The 16,940-nt window shown below is 53.1% G+C and carries 11 protein-coding genes; all 11 read right to left on the reverse strand.

The window, feature by feature from the left end; all coding sequences use genetic code 11:
- Nucleotides 1-8 precede the first annotated feature (8 nt).
- On the reverse strand, nt 9-1,793 hold the full coding sequence (locus K2G41_RS07525; protein WP_300116935.1) for a RagB/SusD family nutrient uptake outer membrane protein: 1,785 nt from the start codon (nt 1,791-1,793) through the stop codon (nt 9-11).
- A 23-nt stretch (nt 1,794-1,816) separates the two neighbouring features.
- On the reverse strand, nt 1,817-4,855 hold the full coding sequence (locus tag K2G41_RS07530) for a TonB-dependent receptor (RefSeq protein ID WP_300117141.1): 3,039 nt from the start codon (nt 4,853-4,855) through the stop codon (nt 1,817-1,819).
- A 322-nt stretch (nt 4,856-5,177) separates the two neighbouring features.
- Complete coding sequence (locus K2G41_RS07535) at nt 5,178-5,864, reverse strand: HAD family hydrolase (RefSeq protein ID WP_300116937.1); 687 nt, start codon at nt 5,862-5,864, stop codon at nt 5,178-5,180.
- Entirely contained in the window at nt 5,837-6,397 is a 561-nt protein-coding gene (locus tag K2G41_RS07540) for a phosphoribosyltransferase family protein (RefSeq protein WP_300116939.1), read from the reverse strand. Before K2G41_RS07540 ends, K2G41_RS07535 begins: the two co-directional genes overlap by 28 nt.
- The gene (locus tag K2G41_RS07545; protein WP_300116941.1) at nt 6,394-7,374 is read right to left on the reverse strand and encodes a glycosyltransferase family 2 protein; all 981 of its coding nucleotides are present in this window, start codon (nt 7,372-7,374) and stop codon (nt 6,394-6,396) included. The genes K2G41_RS07540 and K2G41_RS07545 overlap by 4 nt, the downstream gene beginning before the upstream one ends.
- Before the next feature lie 53 nt (nt 7,375-7,427).
- The gene (locus tag K2G41_RS07550; RefSeq protein WP_300116943.1) at nt 7,428-8,111 is read right to left on the reverse strand and encodes a DUF4923 family protein; all 684 of its coding nucleotides are present in this window, start codon (nt 8,109-8,111) and stop codon (nt 7,428-7,430) included.
- 129 nt (nt 8,112-8,240) lie between these two features.
- Nucleotides 8,241-10,781, reverse strand: coding sequence for a DUF4493 domain-containing protein (locus K2G41_RS07555; RefSeq protein WP_300116945.1), 2,541 nt, complete (start codon nt 10,779-10,781; stop codon nt 8,241-8,243).
- Nucleotides 10,782-11,012: 231 nt separating this feature from the next.
- On the reverse strand, nt 11,013-11,843 hold the full coding sequence (murI, locus tag K2G41_RS07560) for a glutamate racemase (protein WP_300116947.1): 831 nt from the start codon (nt 11,841-11,843) through the stop codon (nt 11,013-11,015).
- Nucleotides 11,844-11,991: 148 nt separating this feature from the next.
- Nucleotides 11,992-13,434, reverse strand: coding sequence for an NADH-quinone oxidoreductase subunit N (locus K2G41_RS07565; protein ID WP_300116949.1), 1,443 nt, complete (start codon nt 13,432-13,434; stop codon nt 11,992-11,994).
- Between the two features lie 16 nt (nt 13,435-13,450).
- A complete protein-coding gene (locus K2G41_RS07570; RefSeq protein ID WP_300116951.1) occupies nt 13,451-14,956 on the reverse strand; it encodes an NADH-quinone oxidoreductase subunit M in 1,506 nt (501 codons plus the stop codon).
- 33 nt (nt 14,957-14,989) lie between these two features.
- The gene (nuoL, locus tag K2G41_RS07575) at nt 14,990-16,936 is read right to left on the reverse strand and encodes an NADH-quinone oxidoreductase subunit L (protein ID WP_300116954.1); all 1,947 of its coding nucleotides are present in this window, start codon (nt 16,934-16,936) and stop codon (nt 14,990-14,992) included.
- Nucleotides 16,937-16,940 lie beyond the last annotated feature (4 nt).

The following is a 16,940-nucleotide window of genomic DNA, read 5'->3' on the forward strand; positions in this document are numbered from 1 at the left end:
AGATTCTATTAATATCCGGGATTAGTGAACATCGGCCCGTTAAGGATCAGGTCAGTGTATTGCTTCGGAATCGGACGAAGCACATAGTCAACATTGAAGTATTCAGCAACTTCAGGACGTGTGCTCTTGATATAAGAGTCGTTCTTCAGCAGACCTACGCGCTTGAGGTCATAGAGGCGGGTAAATTCACCGCAAAGCTCACGACCACGCTCGTCGATGACTGTGCGGATATCGGCAGTGCCGGTGAGGGCATTTGCGCCGGCTCTCTGACGCACCTTGTTGATGTAGCCCATAGCCTTGCTGCCACCGTTGAGAAGGATGTCATATTCGGCAGCAATGAGATAAATCTCGGCCATACGCATAACGATGATAGCATTCTTGTTACCGAAACGGAGCTTGTTCACATTGGCATTATAGTAGTTTGTACTGCAATGCTTGTTAAGCGAAGGATAGAAATAGCGGTAATTGTTTTCACCGTCACCTTTCTTCATGATGATTGATTTGGACGCATCGTCATACACATCCTTATAATCTACAAGAAGATAGTTGGAATTAGCCTTGTTAGCAACTTCCGAAGCATAGTCTGCATCCTGAGGCATAACGATCTTGATCGCGAGATCTCCGACAGCAATAGGGGTGTCCTTTTTAGAAGCATCCTTGTCATACAGTTTGCAGTCTCCCTCACTCCATGCATACGCGTTGTTTGCATTCCACTGGGTGATAAAACTCTGGTGGAAACGGGGATCGAGAGTTCCGTCAGCCTGCACAAAGAGGTTCAGCAGATGCTGAGTAGGCATACAGTCACCGGCCTGACCGCCATCCCAAGCCTTGATGGACTCCTCAGTGCCGAAAATACGTGCACCGAAGTGGTTGAGCTGACACATGAAGTGCTTGTCGTTCTGATTGAGGTTCTGGTTACCGAGGCTTGCACCCTTTTCGTTGATAGAATATTTCCAAAGTGCCTCCTTGTTGGTCTTGTTATTGGCCTCCTTGAACACTTCATCAAACGTAGGATACATGTATGCACCGTAAGTGCCGCCACCGTTTTCACAGTCGGTGATAAGCTTCTGGGCTGCCTCCTGACCTTCCTGAAGGAAATCGGTTGTCCCGTACTGCTGAGTTGCGAGACATGCCTTGGACAGGAATGCGAGGGCTGCTTTTTTGGTGGGTCGGCCGTCTGCGGTCTCATCGCCGACAGGAAGCCATTCGGCTGCAAAACGGAAACCGGGAATGATAATTTTGGTATAAATGTCGATAGGTTCCGTACGCTCCGGCGAATAGGTGGTCACCGTAGTATTCTCATCGATCATGACAACGCCACCAAACATTTCGACAAGATGATAGTAATAAAGCGAACGTAGGAAATATGCCTGAGCTACTTTCTCGTTACGCTCAGCCTGAGTTGAGAAGGGTGCGCTGTTGACATCGCGGATTGCGATGTTACAGCCACCGATACCGTCGTAGGCCGCATTCCAGAATGTATTGGTGTATTCACGCGTCACTGCACCAGCATAGTAGCGGAAGAAATGATCTTCCTCACCCTTGGTATTTGTCTTGGAAGTCCAAAGGTCGGTGTTACCTTCGGTAAACTTCATGAAGTCGGTAGTGTTGTAGAAACCACGTTCAAGACCGAAGTAACACTGGTTGATGATATAATCGTAACCGGTGGTACTGGTGGCGATATTGTCGATATCGAAACCGCCGGGATTATACTCGTCGAGGGAGCAGGACTGAAGGGCGATCATTGCGCCCAGTCCGCAACCGGTAAGTATGGTGGATATATTGAGTTTCATAAGTTGTCTTGTATTTTTAGGAATTAGAATGTAAGGTTAACACCGAAAACATACTGCTTATAGGTGGGGAAGTTGTCAGAACCGCCCATTTCGGGGTCTGTACCTTTAAGCTTGCTGTCGTTTACAATGATCAGCGGATTGTAAGCCGTACCGTAGATGCGCAGACGCTCGATCATGGCCTTTCTTGTCCACTTTGCGGGAACGGTGTAGCCGAGAGTGATATTCTTGATCTTGGCGAATGAGCCGTCGGCAATGCGGAGCGAGGACATCACTGTGCTCTGCTTGTTGCGTGAACCGGGACGGGGATAATATGCATTCTGATTGTCCTCTGTCCAATAATCCACACCCGAAAGCTGGTTGGTAGTGATGGAATTGTCTGCTGTATAGTAGCCGAGGAGATTGCTCTCTATGGTCTGACCGAAGCGTCCCATCATGAATATTGAGAGATCGAAGTCACGGTAACGGAATGTGTTGTTGAAACCGAGAATCCAGTTGGGGTTAGTGTGACCGAGTATCTGACGGTCGTCATTGCCGTAGGTATGCTCGCCATTGTCACTCTCCATAACTACATTACCATTAGCATCCTTCACCACATTACCATTATCATCCTTTTTAGGAGTAAGTACCGGTACGGTCTCGATCTTGATGAAACCGGGCTCGACACCGTACTTAGCCATCAAGGCTGCATCATCGCTCGTGCGCCACAGACGGTCATACTTCCATCCGTAGATCGACTTGATAGGATGACCCTCGAAAAGGCTTTCGCCAATGATGTCACCGTCGGGGAGCGATACGATCTTTTCCTTGTTCCATGTAGCGGTAAGGGTTGAGCTCCAAGTGAAGTCCTTGGTTACGATATTGCGGGTGTTGATGGTAAATTCGACACCGTGGTTTTCAGTCTTGGCGAGGTTCTGCCACTGGCCGAGGGGCGATCCCCAACCGGTCAGACCTGAAGTGATGGGCACTGTGCGCTTGTAGAGAAGACCCTTTGTGTTGGTCTTGAACCATTCGACTGATCCGTCGATGCGGTTATTGAGGACACCGAAGTCAAGACCGACGTTCCAGTTATAGGATTTCTCCCAACCGAGTCCGTAGCTGGGTACTGTTTGGGAATACTGAACGAAAGGTACAGCCTGATCATCTGCGGTCACGCCGGCTGAAGAAAATATATAAGCCAGACCGTTCGTGCCGTAAGCACCGACACCACCGGAGTTACCCGTGATACCATAGCTGACACGGAGTTTAGCATTGTCAAGCCAGCTACGGGTATCCGACATGAAGCTTTCCTCTGACAGACGCCATGCAGCAGCCACAGCGGGGAATGAGTCCCACTTGTGACCCTCAGAGAACCAGCTGACACCGTCCCAACGGGTTGAAACGTTCAAGAGGTAACGACCCTTGTAGTTGTAGTTGAGACGGAAAGCGTATGACATCTTCTGGTCACGCGAGAAGCTTGACTCAACATGGAGAGCTTCAGTACCTGACATGAGGCGATGGTACTGCCAGCTGTCAACGAGGAAGCCACCGCTGCCGGCGATAGTACCCTCATTAGTATTCTTGGTGTAAGAAGTTATGAACTGTGCAAGGAATGAATGATCCTTGATGTCAGCGTTGTAGGAGAGGATGTTTTCCCAAGTGTAGGACCAAGTGTTTGAGTGGGTCTTCTGTGCGTAGGGAGCTTTGGAGTAGGACGGAGGATTAGCATTTGCCTCAGCACCCCAGTAGTTACCCTGACGGCTGTTTGCAAGAGTGGTGCTGATCTGAGAGCGGAGTTTCAGTCCTTTCAAAGGATTGAGTTCAAGGTAGCCTATAGAATTGATATAGGTTGATTTGGTATTGTAGGCATACTGGTCCTGAATGAAGTCACCGAGCGGCGAGAACTGGCCGTTGATGAATTCATTATTAAGGCGGCCCTCTGCATCGTAGGCATCACCGAGAGGGAATGCTGTCAGTGATTTGGTGAAAGTGTTTTTCACGCCACGGTCATGATCGGTATAGGTGAGATTGCTGGTAAAACCGATAGTGGCATACTTGTTGATTTCCTGATCGATATTGAGACGCAGGGTATAGAGGTCTCGTTCGTCGTTCTTGAGCAGACCTTCTTCCTTGGCGTAGGAGGTAGAGGCGAAAATACGGGTCTGCTTTGTGCCTCCGCTTACAGAAAGAGCATATTTCTGCGAGGTTGCACGATGACCTGATGCAAGATCAACCCAATCGATCCATTTTCCTTCGTTGTAAGCTTCAGTGTAGATCGGGTTACCGAGGATTGTTGCCATATCGGCGGGATAATTACCATTGATGTAATTATAAGCCTCACGCTGATAGTTGATCCATTCGTCACCTACCATACCATGCTTGTAGTTGACATCGCCGCTGAAACCATAATATGCATCGAAGTTAACGACTGCCTTACCTTCCTGTCCGCGCTTGGTGGTGATGATTACGACACCGTTTGCACCGGCTGAACCGTAGATAGCGGTCGAGGATGCATCTTTAAGGATATCAATTGACTCGATATCGCTGGGGTTTACCTGATTGTAGCTTCCCGGCATACCGTCGATAATGAAAAGAGGCTCGTTGCTACCATAGATCGAGCGAGAACCGCGGAGAAGAATATTTACTCCCGCGCCTGTCTCACCGCTCGCCTTGGTGATGTCCATACCGGCCACCTTGCCCTGAAGGGCTTCCATGACGTTGTTGGTAGGAGCAATGACCACATCGGAATTTTTCATTGAAGCAACCGCACCGGTAAGGTCTTTACGCTTCACTGTACCGTAACCCACGACAACTACTTCGTCAAGAAGCTCGCGGTTTTCTTTAAGAGTTACATTGATCACGCTCTTTCCGGCTACTGAAACCTCCTCGGTCACATAGCCCACATAGCTGATAAGGAGGACGGCGTTGTCAGCCACGTTGTTGAGAGCGAAATTACCGTCAAAGTCGGTGACGGTTCCCATTTTGGTGCCTTGCACCGCTACGTTCGCGCCGATTACCGGTTCGCCGCTTTCATCGGTTACCGTACCGGTTACGGACTTGGTCTGTGCAGTGGCCGTGAGGGTCATCACTGCGATCAACAGGGTTAGAAGGTATCTGCCGAGGCTTTTTACCCCTCCCCATCTAACATCCTTTAACATCGTTCTGTTTTCCATGATGTAATAATGAGTGGTATTAATAATTATGATTGGTATTATTATCGGTTATGAGGTGACAGGTTAAATCTGATGGATTAGATTTACAATAAGTTGGCGACAAAGTTAACAATAATTTCAAGAATATACACAATTTTTTAGTAAAAAAGTATTATCCTAAACATACAATAAGCCCGAAAAGAATTCAAAAATAGCCAATTAATAAGAAAAAAATCGCCTGAAACTCTGATATCAGTTATCGACAATCAATTTTCTCGAACGCGAGGCCCAGCCCGGCCATCATCACACTAAGCCTGTCCGTCGAGTTTACAAGAAGCCTCCTCACGCCATCCAGCCGCAGGATCGGAAGGTCATCCTCATGATCGGTGGCCACCGCCCTGATCCGCCATCCCTTCGCGGCAGCGCGACCGAGAGCAAGCTCAAGCTTGCGCTCGCCACGGGTCTCGGTATATGAGGCAGGAGTGTCGGTCAACGGTGTCGCAACCCACTCGTCGATCCCAAGATGACCGGCGAGCCGCGGGATGTAGAGCGACGGGGCTGCGGTGGCGAGCATCACGCGCCACCCCTCTCCTTTCAGCCGCGAGAGTTCGTCGAGCAGGGGGGCGCAGACATATCCGCGCAGACTTCCGGCAAATTCCTCAAGCTCATCTTCGCCGACGGTCGCTGCAGCCAAGCGGTGGATGGGATACTTCATCCCGACGTGAGGGATAAGTCGCGCCCTCCTCGCAGCGAGAAGCCATAAGATCCTTACGAGCGGCACCACCCTACCCTCGCGGGCGAATTTCCGGGCCATGAAGCGGATAAATAGACGCAACGAGTTGGCCCGCAGGAGCGTGCCGTCGAGATCCACAACTATGCAGGGGATTTCAGTCCGGGGGTCGGCTGACCGACCGGTCACTGTCTTTTCATGTCCATCGACCATGGGAAACGCAGGAGTGTTCGGTTACGGTAAAGTGCGAAATCAGGCACTACGGCCGGCGAAGCCGTCGTCACGGTGAGCACGGCCGTGCGGATGTCGGCATCGGGACGCACACGCCTGACAGCCTCGGCGATGGCGAGGAGCGTCACGCCACTGTCAGCTGCATCATCCACCACGAGCACTCGTCGTAACAGCGCGCCGGTCAGCTCACCGGGAAGTTCAACGCGCGGCACTCTCCGCTTCGGAAGCAGCGACAGCAAACGCGATTCGGCCACGCGCATGAGGTCGAGCACCGGCCGTGGGAGCGAGGCAAGCACACGCCTGAACGGGGATTTGGAGGCCGTCGAGGGACGGTGGAGCGAGACTATGGCGAGACGTGAGGCGGGGAAAAAGGGCACGAACTCGCGCGCCACGAACTCGCCTCCGGTGCGGATACCTATTATAAGTGATGGCGTGAAGCCCGACGCGGCTACCTCGCGGGCAAGATCGCGGCAGGCCGCGGTGAAATTATGACTGTCGAGCGTGATGACTCTCATTTGCTTTTCCTCCCATAGACCAACGGTGAGACACGGCGCAGCACTCCCTCCCCTAACATCGAAAGGAGTATGGCGAGCTTATTTTTCAACCTCACACGGGGGTTGAGCAGACTCCCCCGGCGGTGTGATCTGACGACATCCATGCACTCCTTGGCCACGGAGGCGTAGCGGCCCTCCTTATCGTAGGTCGCAAGAAGGCCATATATATTGAAATTGGCACTCAGACGCCTGTCGCGGGCGGCGGGAAGAAGTGCGGGACAGTGGGCCGACATATAGGCTTCGAGCCGACGGGTGACGTCAAGGACATCGAAGCGCGACGGCGTGAATGTGTTCGTTATGCTCGCCGGATTGTCGCGGTAGTAATAGACCGGGGTGTCGGTGACTGCAATCCGACCGGCCGCGAACGCCAGTTCATAGAACATATCGAGATCCTCGTAGGTGATCCCATGTCTGAACCGTATGTCGTCAAACAGTTCCCGACGGTAGAGCTTCGCCCAAGCTACGGGAACGAGTCCTGACGTCTGGTAAAGCACATCTTCAATGAACCCAACCGCATCCATGACACGCACAGCGGCTACGGCAGTCCTCTGCCCGTCGCCGTGGAGCACCGACGGATCAGATCCGCGCACCCAAGCGGCATGGACCATACGGCACCCCGTTTTTTCAGCAGCCCGGAGCATCGTGGCGATGCAATCGGGACTCATCGCATCGTCACTGTCAAGAAATGAAATCCACTCCCCTTTTGCGACAGCTATGGCCGCATTGCGCGCCGAAGAAAGCCCCTGATTGGACTGACGCAAGGGTCTGATCCGCGGATCGCGCGCGGCATATCCGGCTATGATTTCAGGCGTGGAGTCGGTCGATCCGTCATCGACCACTATCACCTCAATGTCACGACAGGTCTGCGCGAGCGCACTGTCAATGCACTCGCGCAGATAATCGGCGGCATTATATGCGGGAATAATGACGGAAACCATAATCAGGTCAACAGACGTGTGTCATGCTCGCGGCCCGGAGGAATAAGAGGGGATCACTGCCGCTGGAGCTCGAAACCGGCCGTCATGCCGTCGTACTGATTGAGGAGCGACGAAATGGTGGATATGCTGCTCTTGCCGGTGATCTTTCCAGCTTTCTCAACCAGTGTGAGAAGCTTGCTGACATCGAATGTGAGCTCCATCTTGTTGCCGTTCATCACAATATAGGCTTCCATCGAACCGACGTTGATCGATTTCAGGGCCTTGAAATGGAAGATGAAGTGGCCGGAAGCGTCGTCCTTGCTGATGGTGCCGCTGAGGTTGACGAGACGCGCCTTGAAGTTGAAAGTCGAGTCATTCTCGATGGTGAGCACGAGCGAGGTGAAACCGGCTGTGCGGTAATAGGGTTCGAGCTTTGCCTCGACCTGCGAAGCGGCGGCCGCACCGCCTGCCTTGAGGAGAAGGTTGTCGCTCTGGAACGAGACGGCCGGACCGGTGTATTTCCACGTTCCGACGAGCTTATCGACTGAGAGTGACGACGTGCCCACTCCGAGTTTGTTGGCCACTCCGGAGATCAGGTCACCGAGTCCGCCTTTCTGACTTGAGGTGGAATCGGTCTTTTGAGCCGCACCGGACTTGAGATTGCCGAGAATATCGTTGACATCCCAGTTTGAAGCGTGGATAGGTGACAGGGCCGACACGAGAATGCCGAGGAGCAGAGAGGCAAATAATTTTTTCATTTCGTTAATTATAAAAGGGTGTGTATTAATAGTCTAACGTTGCGTGATGTCATATAGTTCGGCAGCGGGGCGTCCTTTTTTTCCATGTCGATGACCACAGCGATGACACAAGCCATGAGTTGAGGCGGATCAATAAGCGAGAGTCACATGATCGAGCCAGAGAATGCTACCGAGCGACACACCCTCGACAGGATCAGGAGTGGTGATTACTCCGGCAGTCTCCTCGGCGATGGTGCCTATGGTGCAGGATGACGAGAACATTACCTTCAGCCCTTTGGCCTTCACTCCGAAATGCTCGTAGGTGACAGATGCCTTGAAAGCCGTGTAGCCGTTGGCCACGGGGAGATGAGCCGTCGCGGAGCCTATGACGACTCTCCGGCCGTCGATCTCGCCATAGACTTCGATTATGGCCAGACCGGTGTCGGACGGGTCGGACGACGAGGGGTTGTATTTGTAGTAACCGTTGAGCGACGTCGGGCGTGAGTTCCAATCCACCACGTCCCTGTAGGTCTCCTGCATGGTGGCCGGGTCAAAGGAATATGATCCGAGGAATAGCTTACCGGCCGCGCGCGACGCGATCTCAGGCACAATGGGCGAATATTTCAGATACGGCTGTCCGGTCTGGGTGTAGTCCGGGATGATAGGGCCGTTGAGGTCGAAAGCCACGCTTTGCAGACAGACGGCGAAGCTTGTTTCATCGGTCTCGGCGTTGACGGTGAAGACGGAGGGCTGCATGTACCAAGTGTTATGGTTGGAACTGTGGCGGCAGAAGGTCTTGGCATTGGTATTGGCCCACTCCTTGGGGACACGCTGGTCATACGAACGGTGGTTCTGCCAGTTGAATATCGCCACGGTTGTCTGCGAGTAGCGTCCGCCACAGGGGAGATTGTCATACTCAATGCCGTTCTTACGATCCTCGAACTCGGCATTCGGGAGCGAGGGGGTGGATTCGGTGGAGAAACGCTGTGAAGGAGTGAAATCGTCACTGCCCGGTTTACCCATCATGGTTGATGTGAGTGTGTAGGAGGTTGATGGCGTAAGGTTGGTTATCACCACTATTCCGCGATCGGGATAGCGGGCAAGCACGGAGGCCGGCGCACCGTTAAGGTAGGGACGGAGACCGCGGACCACCATTGCACGGAGTTCCTCATCGGCGGCGTTGACGCGTATGCACCCGTAGGTGGCGAAGGCATCCACCTCAAGGGTGAAGTCGGGCATGTAACGGCTCATTACGAAGTCACCACGCACCTCATTACAGTAAAGTATGCGCGCGGTGATCCCGGAGTTTCCCTCCGGAATGACGAAGCGGACGTTGTAAGTGCCGGCATTGACATCATCGCCGGTCGGCTCGACACTTATGATGGACGTCGGATGCCAGTGACCGGCATCGTCAAGGAGTTCGATTGCAACATTCGAGCCAAAATCATTGGCGAGGGTGGTGACGGTGATGTCGGCTTCCTTCGCTCCGACCATCACGGAGGGGACAGAGGTGACAGTTATGTCCATAGGGACGGTGCGGATCGTTGCCATGACAGGTATTCCGACCCTGTCGTCATTGTCACGGGCCAAGAGACCGATAGTGGTGAGGGCCTGAGCGTCGTTGAGGAATACGAGATGGCCGAGGAAGTCGGTGAAATCGATCTCTATCGCATCTGACGAGCCTCCGATTTTCAGTTCCAGCGATTCCAAGAGTGATTTTTGAGCAGGCTCAAGATTCAGGAGGTCGCACTGTTCGGGCACACCGATGGAGTTAAGGCTCTGGGAGTTGACGGTCATGACTATTCTTGCTATCGGTGACGCACCTCTGACGGATACCTTGACCGGCTCGGACGGACTCTCACCTTCGGGAAGCACGTATGTCTCACCGGGATTCCAACCCAGAGGGGTGATGACCGGTGGCGGCGAGGCAAGGAAAGCGTCATCGAGAAGACGGCGTGATGTCTGACCGCTGACCGTGCAGCTCACTTCAGGGATGCCGTCGGGACTGACGGCGAGGTCGATCGTATAGTCATAAAGCACTCCGCTCTTCGCATCGGTCAGCTCCGCAGCCTTGTAGCCGGCAAGAGTGCCGTCGGGGAGTGTGAGTTCGAGATAGAGTGATGTCGTGCCGGGAAGGAGATAGAGCACTCCGTCGTCCGACGGCAGATAGTCGAAGTAACCGCCTCCGACAGCATGGAGATAGGCCCGGACAGATGAAAAATAATCGAGGACAGTGGGAGTGAAATGCACCATGTTGGCGGTACTCACAGGCCGGAGGGTCAGCTCGGCGGTAGTTACGTCGCCGGGCAGAAGATCGACCTTGTCCTCGGCAAGATAATAGGGGCTGTCGAAGCCCTCGCTGGCATATCCGTGGAAAGCTTCGATATAATATGTTCCGACATAATAGATGCCGTCCTGAGGAAAATCACCGAATGAGGTCCACACGTGTGAATAGTCACCTGCAAGTGAACGTATGGCCATACTCACATCCGCAGGAGCAGGCGCGCTGAAGTCTGTTGCGCCAACGATCGTTCCGTCGGGGTACGTGAATGTGTTATCAATACTGACGTTTACCGACAGTCTGGCTGTCCCGGTGTCGGTGACACTGCTATTTTCGCTGCACGAGGCCATGACGGACAGGCAGAATAGCCCCACAAGCACTCGGAGTAAAGGGCGGCGGATAACGGACATGAGATTGGTTTATTTGGATGTTTCTTCAGTCTGATATGGCAGAGGGGAGTGGAGGGTTATCAAGTGATTCCAAGACGATTAAATATCCGGTTGTAGGGCCTGCGCTCGCGCTGGCCGAATTCCATGCTTATTGCCATAAATACTCGAATCACGGCCAACGCGAGCGCAGGCCCTACAACCGATTTAATTCTGGGATTGTCTCCCCTGTTTAGTTTCAACGACAGATACGTGTCAGAGTGTCACATGCTCGGCGCGTACAGGCGTGTGCATGAATGTCCCTGCAAGTGCAGTGAATTTGTCGGGATTCTCGGTGGTGAGATAGGTACAGTTGCCGCCACGGGTGCATACGGCATCCATTTCGGGATGGCGCGCAAGGTATTCGCGCAGGCTTGCGGCCACGAGTTCGCCCTGAGTGATGATGGTGGCGCGACCGGCCACCTGACGGCGGATCTTATCGATCAGCAACGGATAGTGTGTACATCCGAGGATTATAGTGTCAGTGTCGGGCTCCTGTGCGAAAAGTTCCTCGACATATTTCTCCACAAAATAGTCTGCTCCGGGCGAGTCATACTCGCGGTTCTCGACGAGGGGCACCCACATGGGGCATTCGACAGAGACAGTGCGGAACTGCGGGAAGAATTTTGCGATCTCGATGTCGTAGGTGCCGGAGCTGACAGTGCCGGGTGTTCCGAGCACACCGATGTTTCCGTTCTTGGTAATCGAGCCGAGAGCCTCGACGGTAGGGATGATGATGCCGAGGACGCGGCGGGAGCTGTCCCATCCGGGAAGATCCTTCTGCTGTATGGAGCGCAGGGCCTTGGCGGACGCTGTGTTGCAGGCAAGGATGACGAGATGACAGCCACGCTCGAAAAGCGTCTTGACCGCCTCGCGTGTAAATTCATAGACCACATCAAACGAACGTGTACCGTAAGGGGCACGTGCATTGTCTCCGAGATAGATATAGTCATATTCGGGGAGAGCTGCGCGGATTTCTTTGAGGATGGTCAGGCCACCGTAGCCTGAGTCAAAAACGCCGATAGGGCCTGCTGCTGAAGGAAACATAGGCGGAAAAGATTATTTAATGATAAGTATGGGTGTGGAAACGCAAGGGGATTTTATGACAATCTCCGGCTGCAAGCAAAACGCCTCGCAGCCGGAGATTGTTGAAAGGTATTGAAATGTTTTTCAAAATACGGATCAATGCGGCTGATCAGGCTACGACCGTAAGAAGATAATTATAGACGTAGCTTACGATACCGAGGCCGATGATGCCGGCGACGCAGATCCACATGCCGAGACGTTCGCTGCAAGCTGAACGGAATGTGGCGATGGGATTTTCGCTGTCATTGATGAACATTGCCTTCACAACAAGGAGATAATAGTAGAGGGAGATGATGGTGTTGATGAGGGCGATGAGCACGAGGACATAGAGCGCAGCCGAGTTGGTGCCGTTGAGAGCCGAGGTGAACACGAAGAACTTGCTGAAGAATCCTGCGAAGGGGGGAATACCTGCGAGTGAGAACATGGCAAGCATCATCGTGAAGGCGAGACGGGGATTTGTCTTGTAGAGACCGTTGTAGTCAGTCATGTCAAGCTTGCCGGTCGCATTCTCGATAGCTCCGATGACACCGAAGGCGGCGAGGTTGGAGAAGATATAGACAAGCGTGTAGAACATGAGGGCTGAAACACCCATGGCATTGTCACCGACGATGGCAAGCATGATGTAGCCGGCCTGTGAGATTGACGAGAATGCGAGGAAGCGTTTCATGTTGGTCTGACGCATCGCAAAGAGGTTACCGATGGTGATGGTGAGGATGATGAGTGCGTAGAGCATCCATTCCCATGCAGCCTCATAGACTGAACCGAACACCTGAGTGAGAACCACGAGGAAAGCGAAAGCGGCTGAACCCTTGGAGATGACTGACAGGTAAGAGGTGACTGATGTAGGTGCGCCCTGATACACGTCGGCAGTCCAGAGATGGAAGGGAACAAGCGAGATCTTGAATCCGAAACCAGCCATAACGAATGCGAGGGCCACGGCGAGCATCACACCCATGTTGCCGCAGAGGGCAGCGGCGATGCCACTGTAATAGAGAGTGCCGGAAAGACCATAGACAAACGAGAGACCCATCAGAAGGATGGCAGAAGAGAATACGGCGGTAAGTACATACTTGATGGCCGCTTCGTGGCTCTCATAACGCTTCTTGTCAAAGGCAACGAGGGCGCAGAGGGGGAGCGATGCAGTCTCAAGTCCGATGATGAACATCAGGAAGTGGCGGCTTGAGATCATCAGATACATGCCGAGGAGCGTCAGCAGGATCAGTTCGTAAAATTCACCGCGACGAACGGAGATGAATTCCGAATTGGCCCATTTGATGGACTGGATGAGGACGATGAACACACCGACATTGAGGATGTTCTTGATCGCAACGATCGTAGGTGTCGTGACATACATGCCTGCGAATGCGGATGTAGCGGGGGCACATGCCTGCCCGAAACCGGCGAGTGTCAGGAGACCGAAGAAGATAATTGCGATGCCGGGGACATTCTTACCGGCCTTCGGGGAGCAGAAGGTATCGTAGAGAAAGACTAATAGGAATACGATTAACAATCCTATTTCCTGCTTGAGTGCTAAAAACTGTGAGTAATCCATTGCTATTAATCCGTGATTAGTTCAGACCGATTACAGTGAAGATTGCGGGACTGAAAGTGAACTTGATAAGATCGGCAAAGAAGTTGGGGAAGCAACCGATGCAAGCCACACAGATGATGAGTGTAGCGGTCGAGAGGCGTTCCCACCACTTGGCATCGGTGAGTGTGAGATGATGCTCGTCATAGACCGGACCGTAGAGGAGCTTACCGACGACGCGGAGGATATAGACCGCAGTGGTGACGATGGAGCTGCAGGCCACGATGACGAAGATGCGGTGGAAGAGGTCAGTATGCTCGAACGATCCGACGAAGATGGTCATTTCGGCCACAAAGCCGGAGAGACCGGGGAGACCGAGCGAGGCCATGCCTGCGATGACGTAGCATACGGAGAGGTAAGGGAGGATCTGCATCATACCACCCATCTCGCGGATGTCGCGTGTGTGTGTACGACCGTAGATCATACCGATGAGAGCAAAGAAGAGGGCTGTCATGAGACCGTGAGAAAGCATCTGCATGATCGCACCGGTCATTGCTGTGGTGTTGAGCATGAGGATTGCGAAGAGCACCAGACCGCAGTGTGACACCGATGAGTATGCGTTGATGTACTTGAGGTCATTCTGCACACATGCGCTGAACGCACCATAGACAACCGAGATACCTGTAAGGATAAGGAAGATCCATGCAAGTTCGTGAGCGGCGTGGGGCATGAGGTAGATAGCCACACGGAAGCAGCCATAGCCTCCGAGTTTCATGAGCACACCTGCGTGGAGCATCGAGACAGCCGTAGGGGCTGATGCGTGACCGTCGGGTGACCATGTGTGGAAGGGGAACATAGCACCGAGGACACCGAAGCCGACGAAAGTCATCGGGAAGAGGAATTTCTGCCAGCCGTGGCTGATGGCGTCATATTCGGCGATCTGAAGGATGTTCCAAGTGAGGGGCTGACCTTCGGGAGCCGAATGGTAGTAAATACCGATGAGACCGAGCATGAGGAAGGCTGAACCACCCATGAGCATAAGGGTGAGCTTCATGGCCGAATAGTTCTTGTTGCCGCTACCCCAAACGCCGATGAGAAGGTACATCGGGATAAGTGCGACCTCATAGAACATGAACATGGTGAAAAGGTCGATCGAAATAAAGAAACCATACACACCGGTGGAAAGAAGGATGAGCCAGAGGAAAAATTCCTTGGGCTGGGGAATCTCCCACGATGCGAAGCTACCGGTGATGAGAATGATACCGGTAAGAATGAGCATGGCGATCGAGATACCATCGACTCCGACGGCAAGATTGATGTTGAGGGGAGCGAACCACTGCCAAGAGTCAACCCAAAGCATTGGGGCGTCAGCTCCGGCGGCACGAAGCGCGAGATAGTCAACAAGAAGCCATACGGAGAGGGCTGTCAGAGCGACTGAACCCGTGACGGCCACTGCACGGATCTGCTTGATGTTCCGGCAGAGGGCGAGCCCCAGCATCATGACCAAGGGGATCACCACGAAGTAAATTAATATATTGGAAAACATATCGTTACTATAAATTTCAGCACGTTATTAGATTCAGAGGACACACACTGCGACTATGAGGCCGAGAACGACGGCACCCATGAGATACCACCAGATATACATCTGCACCTTGCCGCTCTGGAATCCCTTGATGGCTACGGAAGCCTTGTTGGTCACGATGGCGAGACCATTCATAGTTCCGTCGATAATGTGACGGTCGAACCATGCGATGGGCTTACAGATACCGTCGAAGATGATGCGGCGGGTGACAAAGAGATAGATCTCATCCCAGTAGAAGCGGTGGAGAGCAGCAGTCCAGAGCCAGCGGCACGAATCGGCCATGCGGCGGGGACGATCATTCTCCTTGATATAGAGCCATCTTGCAAAGAAGATACCGCAGCAAGCCACTGCGACAGAGAGGCCGGCAACGCCATAGTTCAGATGGATGTGATACTCATGTCCGTCAAATGTCACGAACTCTCCGAAAGGAATGAGACCGCAGACAGTCGAGACGATCGCAAGGAAAATCAGAGGGAATGTCATGGCTGCGCCCGGATCGTGGGGAAGATGACCGTGGTGCTCCTTGGCATAGTCAGGATTGTTCCACCAGAACACGAGGTAGTACATACGGAACATGTAGAAGGCGGTCATACCGGCGATAATCGTCATCCAGACACCCCAGAAGGTATGGTTGGCGAAACATGCCACGAGGATCTCGTCCTTGGACCAGAAACCGGCGAAGGGAGGGATACCGGCGATGGCGAGACAGCCGATGAGGAAGGTGATATGAGTGATGGGCATGTATTTGCGGAGACCACCCATAGCGGTGTAGTTGTTCGAGTGAACTGCGTGGATGAGCGAACCTGCACCGAGGAACAGGAGGGCCTTGAACATCGCGTGAGTGAAGAGGTGGAACATGGATGCCATGTAACCGAGACCTTCGTGGATAGCGACATTGTCACGTGAAGCAACACCGAGCGATACCATCATGAACGCGATCTGCGAGATAGTTGAGAAAGCGAGGATACGCTTGATGTCGATCTGCGTGCAGGCAACCATAGCGGCATAGAAGGCAGTGGCCGCACCGACAACGGTGACAAACATCAGGGCCGAGTCCTCAAGCATGTAGAGGGGGAAGAGGCGTGCAACGAGATAGACACCTGCGACAACCATCGTAGCGGCGTGGATGAGAGCCGATACGGGGGTCGGGCCTTCCATTGCGTCGGGAAGCCAGATGTGGAGAGGGAGCATGGCTGACTTACCCATACCACCGGTGAAGATGAGCACGAGAGCCCAAGTAAGGGCAGAAGCACCGAGGAAGGAGGCACCGCCGAAGCTTGCGAGTACGCCCTGCGGATTCTGAGTCATCGGGAGGAAGTCGAGCTGCTGGGTGTAGAACGACAGCACGAGGATACCGATGAGGAAGCCGAGGTCGGCGAAGCGCGTTACGATGAATGCTTTCTTACAAGCCGAGATGGCTGAGGGAAGGGTGTAGAAGAAACCGATGAGGAGGAACGATGATGCACCCACAAGCTCCCAGAAGATGTACATCTGGAAAATGTTGGTAGCGACAACGAGGCCGAGCATCGAGAAGCTGAAGAGCGAAAGGAAAGCGTAGTAACGCTGGAAGCCTTTCTCACCTTCCATATAGCCGAGCGAGTAGATGTGGACCATGAACGAGATCGTCGGGATGACGATGAGCATCAGGGCTGAAATCGGGTCGAGAAGGAAACCGAGCTTGATGGCAAGATTGGGAGTGAACTGCAGCCAAGTCTGGTTGAACACCACGTACTGCAGACGGTTCGTGCCGTCGATAAATTCAGGATTTCCTGAGAAATAATAGGTGAACGCCGTGTAATAGGACAAGATCAACACGGTTCCCATGCCGAGCGAACCAAGGATGCCGGCGAGTTTGTGGCTCATCTTAACTCCCGCCAGTCCCAGAAGGAGGAACATGAAGAGGGGGATGGCCAATATAAGAATAGGTATTGTAATATCCATAGGG

Origin of the sequence: Duncaniella sp., assembly GCF_029056165.1 — a bacterium.
In the GTDB taxonomy this organism is placed as follows: domain Bacteria; phylum Bacteroidota; class Bacteroidia; order Bacteroidales; family Muribaculaceae; genus Duncaniella.

Bases quoted from the DNA above. Each gene is read 5' to 3' on its own strand.
- K2G41_RS07525 (WP_300116935.1), bottom strand. From the start codon at position 1,793: ATGAAACTCAATATATCCACCATACTTACCGGTTGCGGACTGGGCGCA.
- K2G41_RS07530 (WP_300117141.1), bottom strand. From the start codon at position 4,855: ATGACCCTCACGGCCACTGCACAGACCAAGTCCGTAACCGGTACGGTA.
- K2G41_RS07535 (WP_300116937.1), bottom strand. From the start codon at position 5,864: ATGGTCGATGGACATGAAAAGACAGTGACCGGTCGGTCAGCCGACCCC.
- K2G41_RS07540 (WP_300116939.1), bottom strand. From the start codon at position 6,397: ATGAGAGTCATCACGCTCGACAGTCATAATTTCACCGCGGCCTGCCGC.
- K2G41_RS07545 (WP_300116941.1), bottom strand. From the start codon at position 7,374: ATGGTTTCCGTCATTATTCCCGCATATAATGCCGCCGATTATCTGCGC.
- K2G41_RS07550 (WP_300116943.1), bottom strand. From the start codon at position 8,111: ATGAAAAAATTATTTGCCTCTCTGCTCCTCGGCATTCTCGTGTCGGCC.
- K2G41_RS07555 (WP_300116945.1), bottom strand. From the start codon at position 10,781: ATGTCCGTTATCCGCCGCCCTTTACTCCGAGTGCTTGTGGGGCTATTC.
- murI (WP_300116947.1), bottom strand. From the start codon at position 11,843: ATGTTTCCTTCAGCAGCAGGCCCTATCGGCGTTTTTGACTCAGGCTAC.
- K2G41_RS07565 (WP_300116949.1), bottom strand. From the start codon at position 13,434: ATGGATTACTCACAGTTTTTAGCACTCAAGCAGGAAATAGGATTGTTA.
- K2G41_RS07570 (WP_300116951.1), bottom strand. From the start codon at position 14,956: ATGTTTTCCAATATATTAATTTACTTCGTGGTGATCCCCTTGGTCATG.
- nuoL (WP_300116954.1), bottom strand. From the start codon at position 16,936: ATGGATATTACAATACCTATTCTTATATTGGCCATCCCCCTCTTCATG.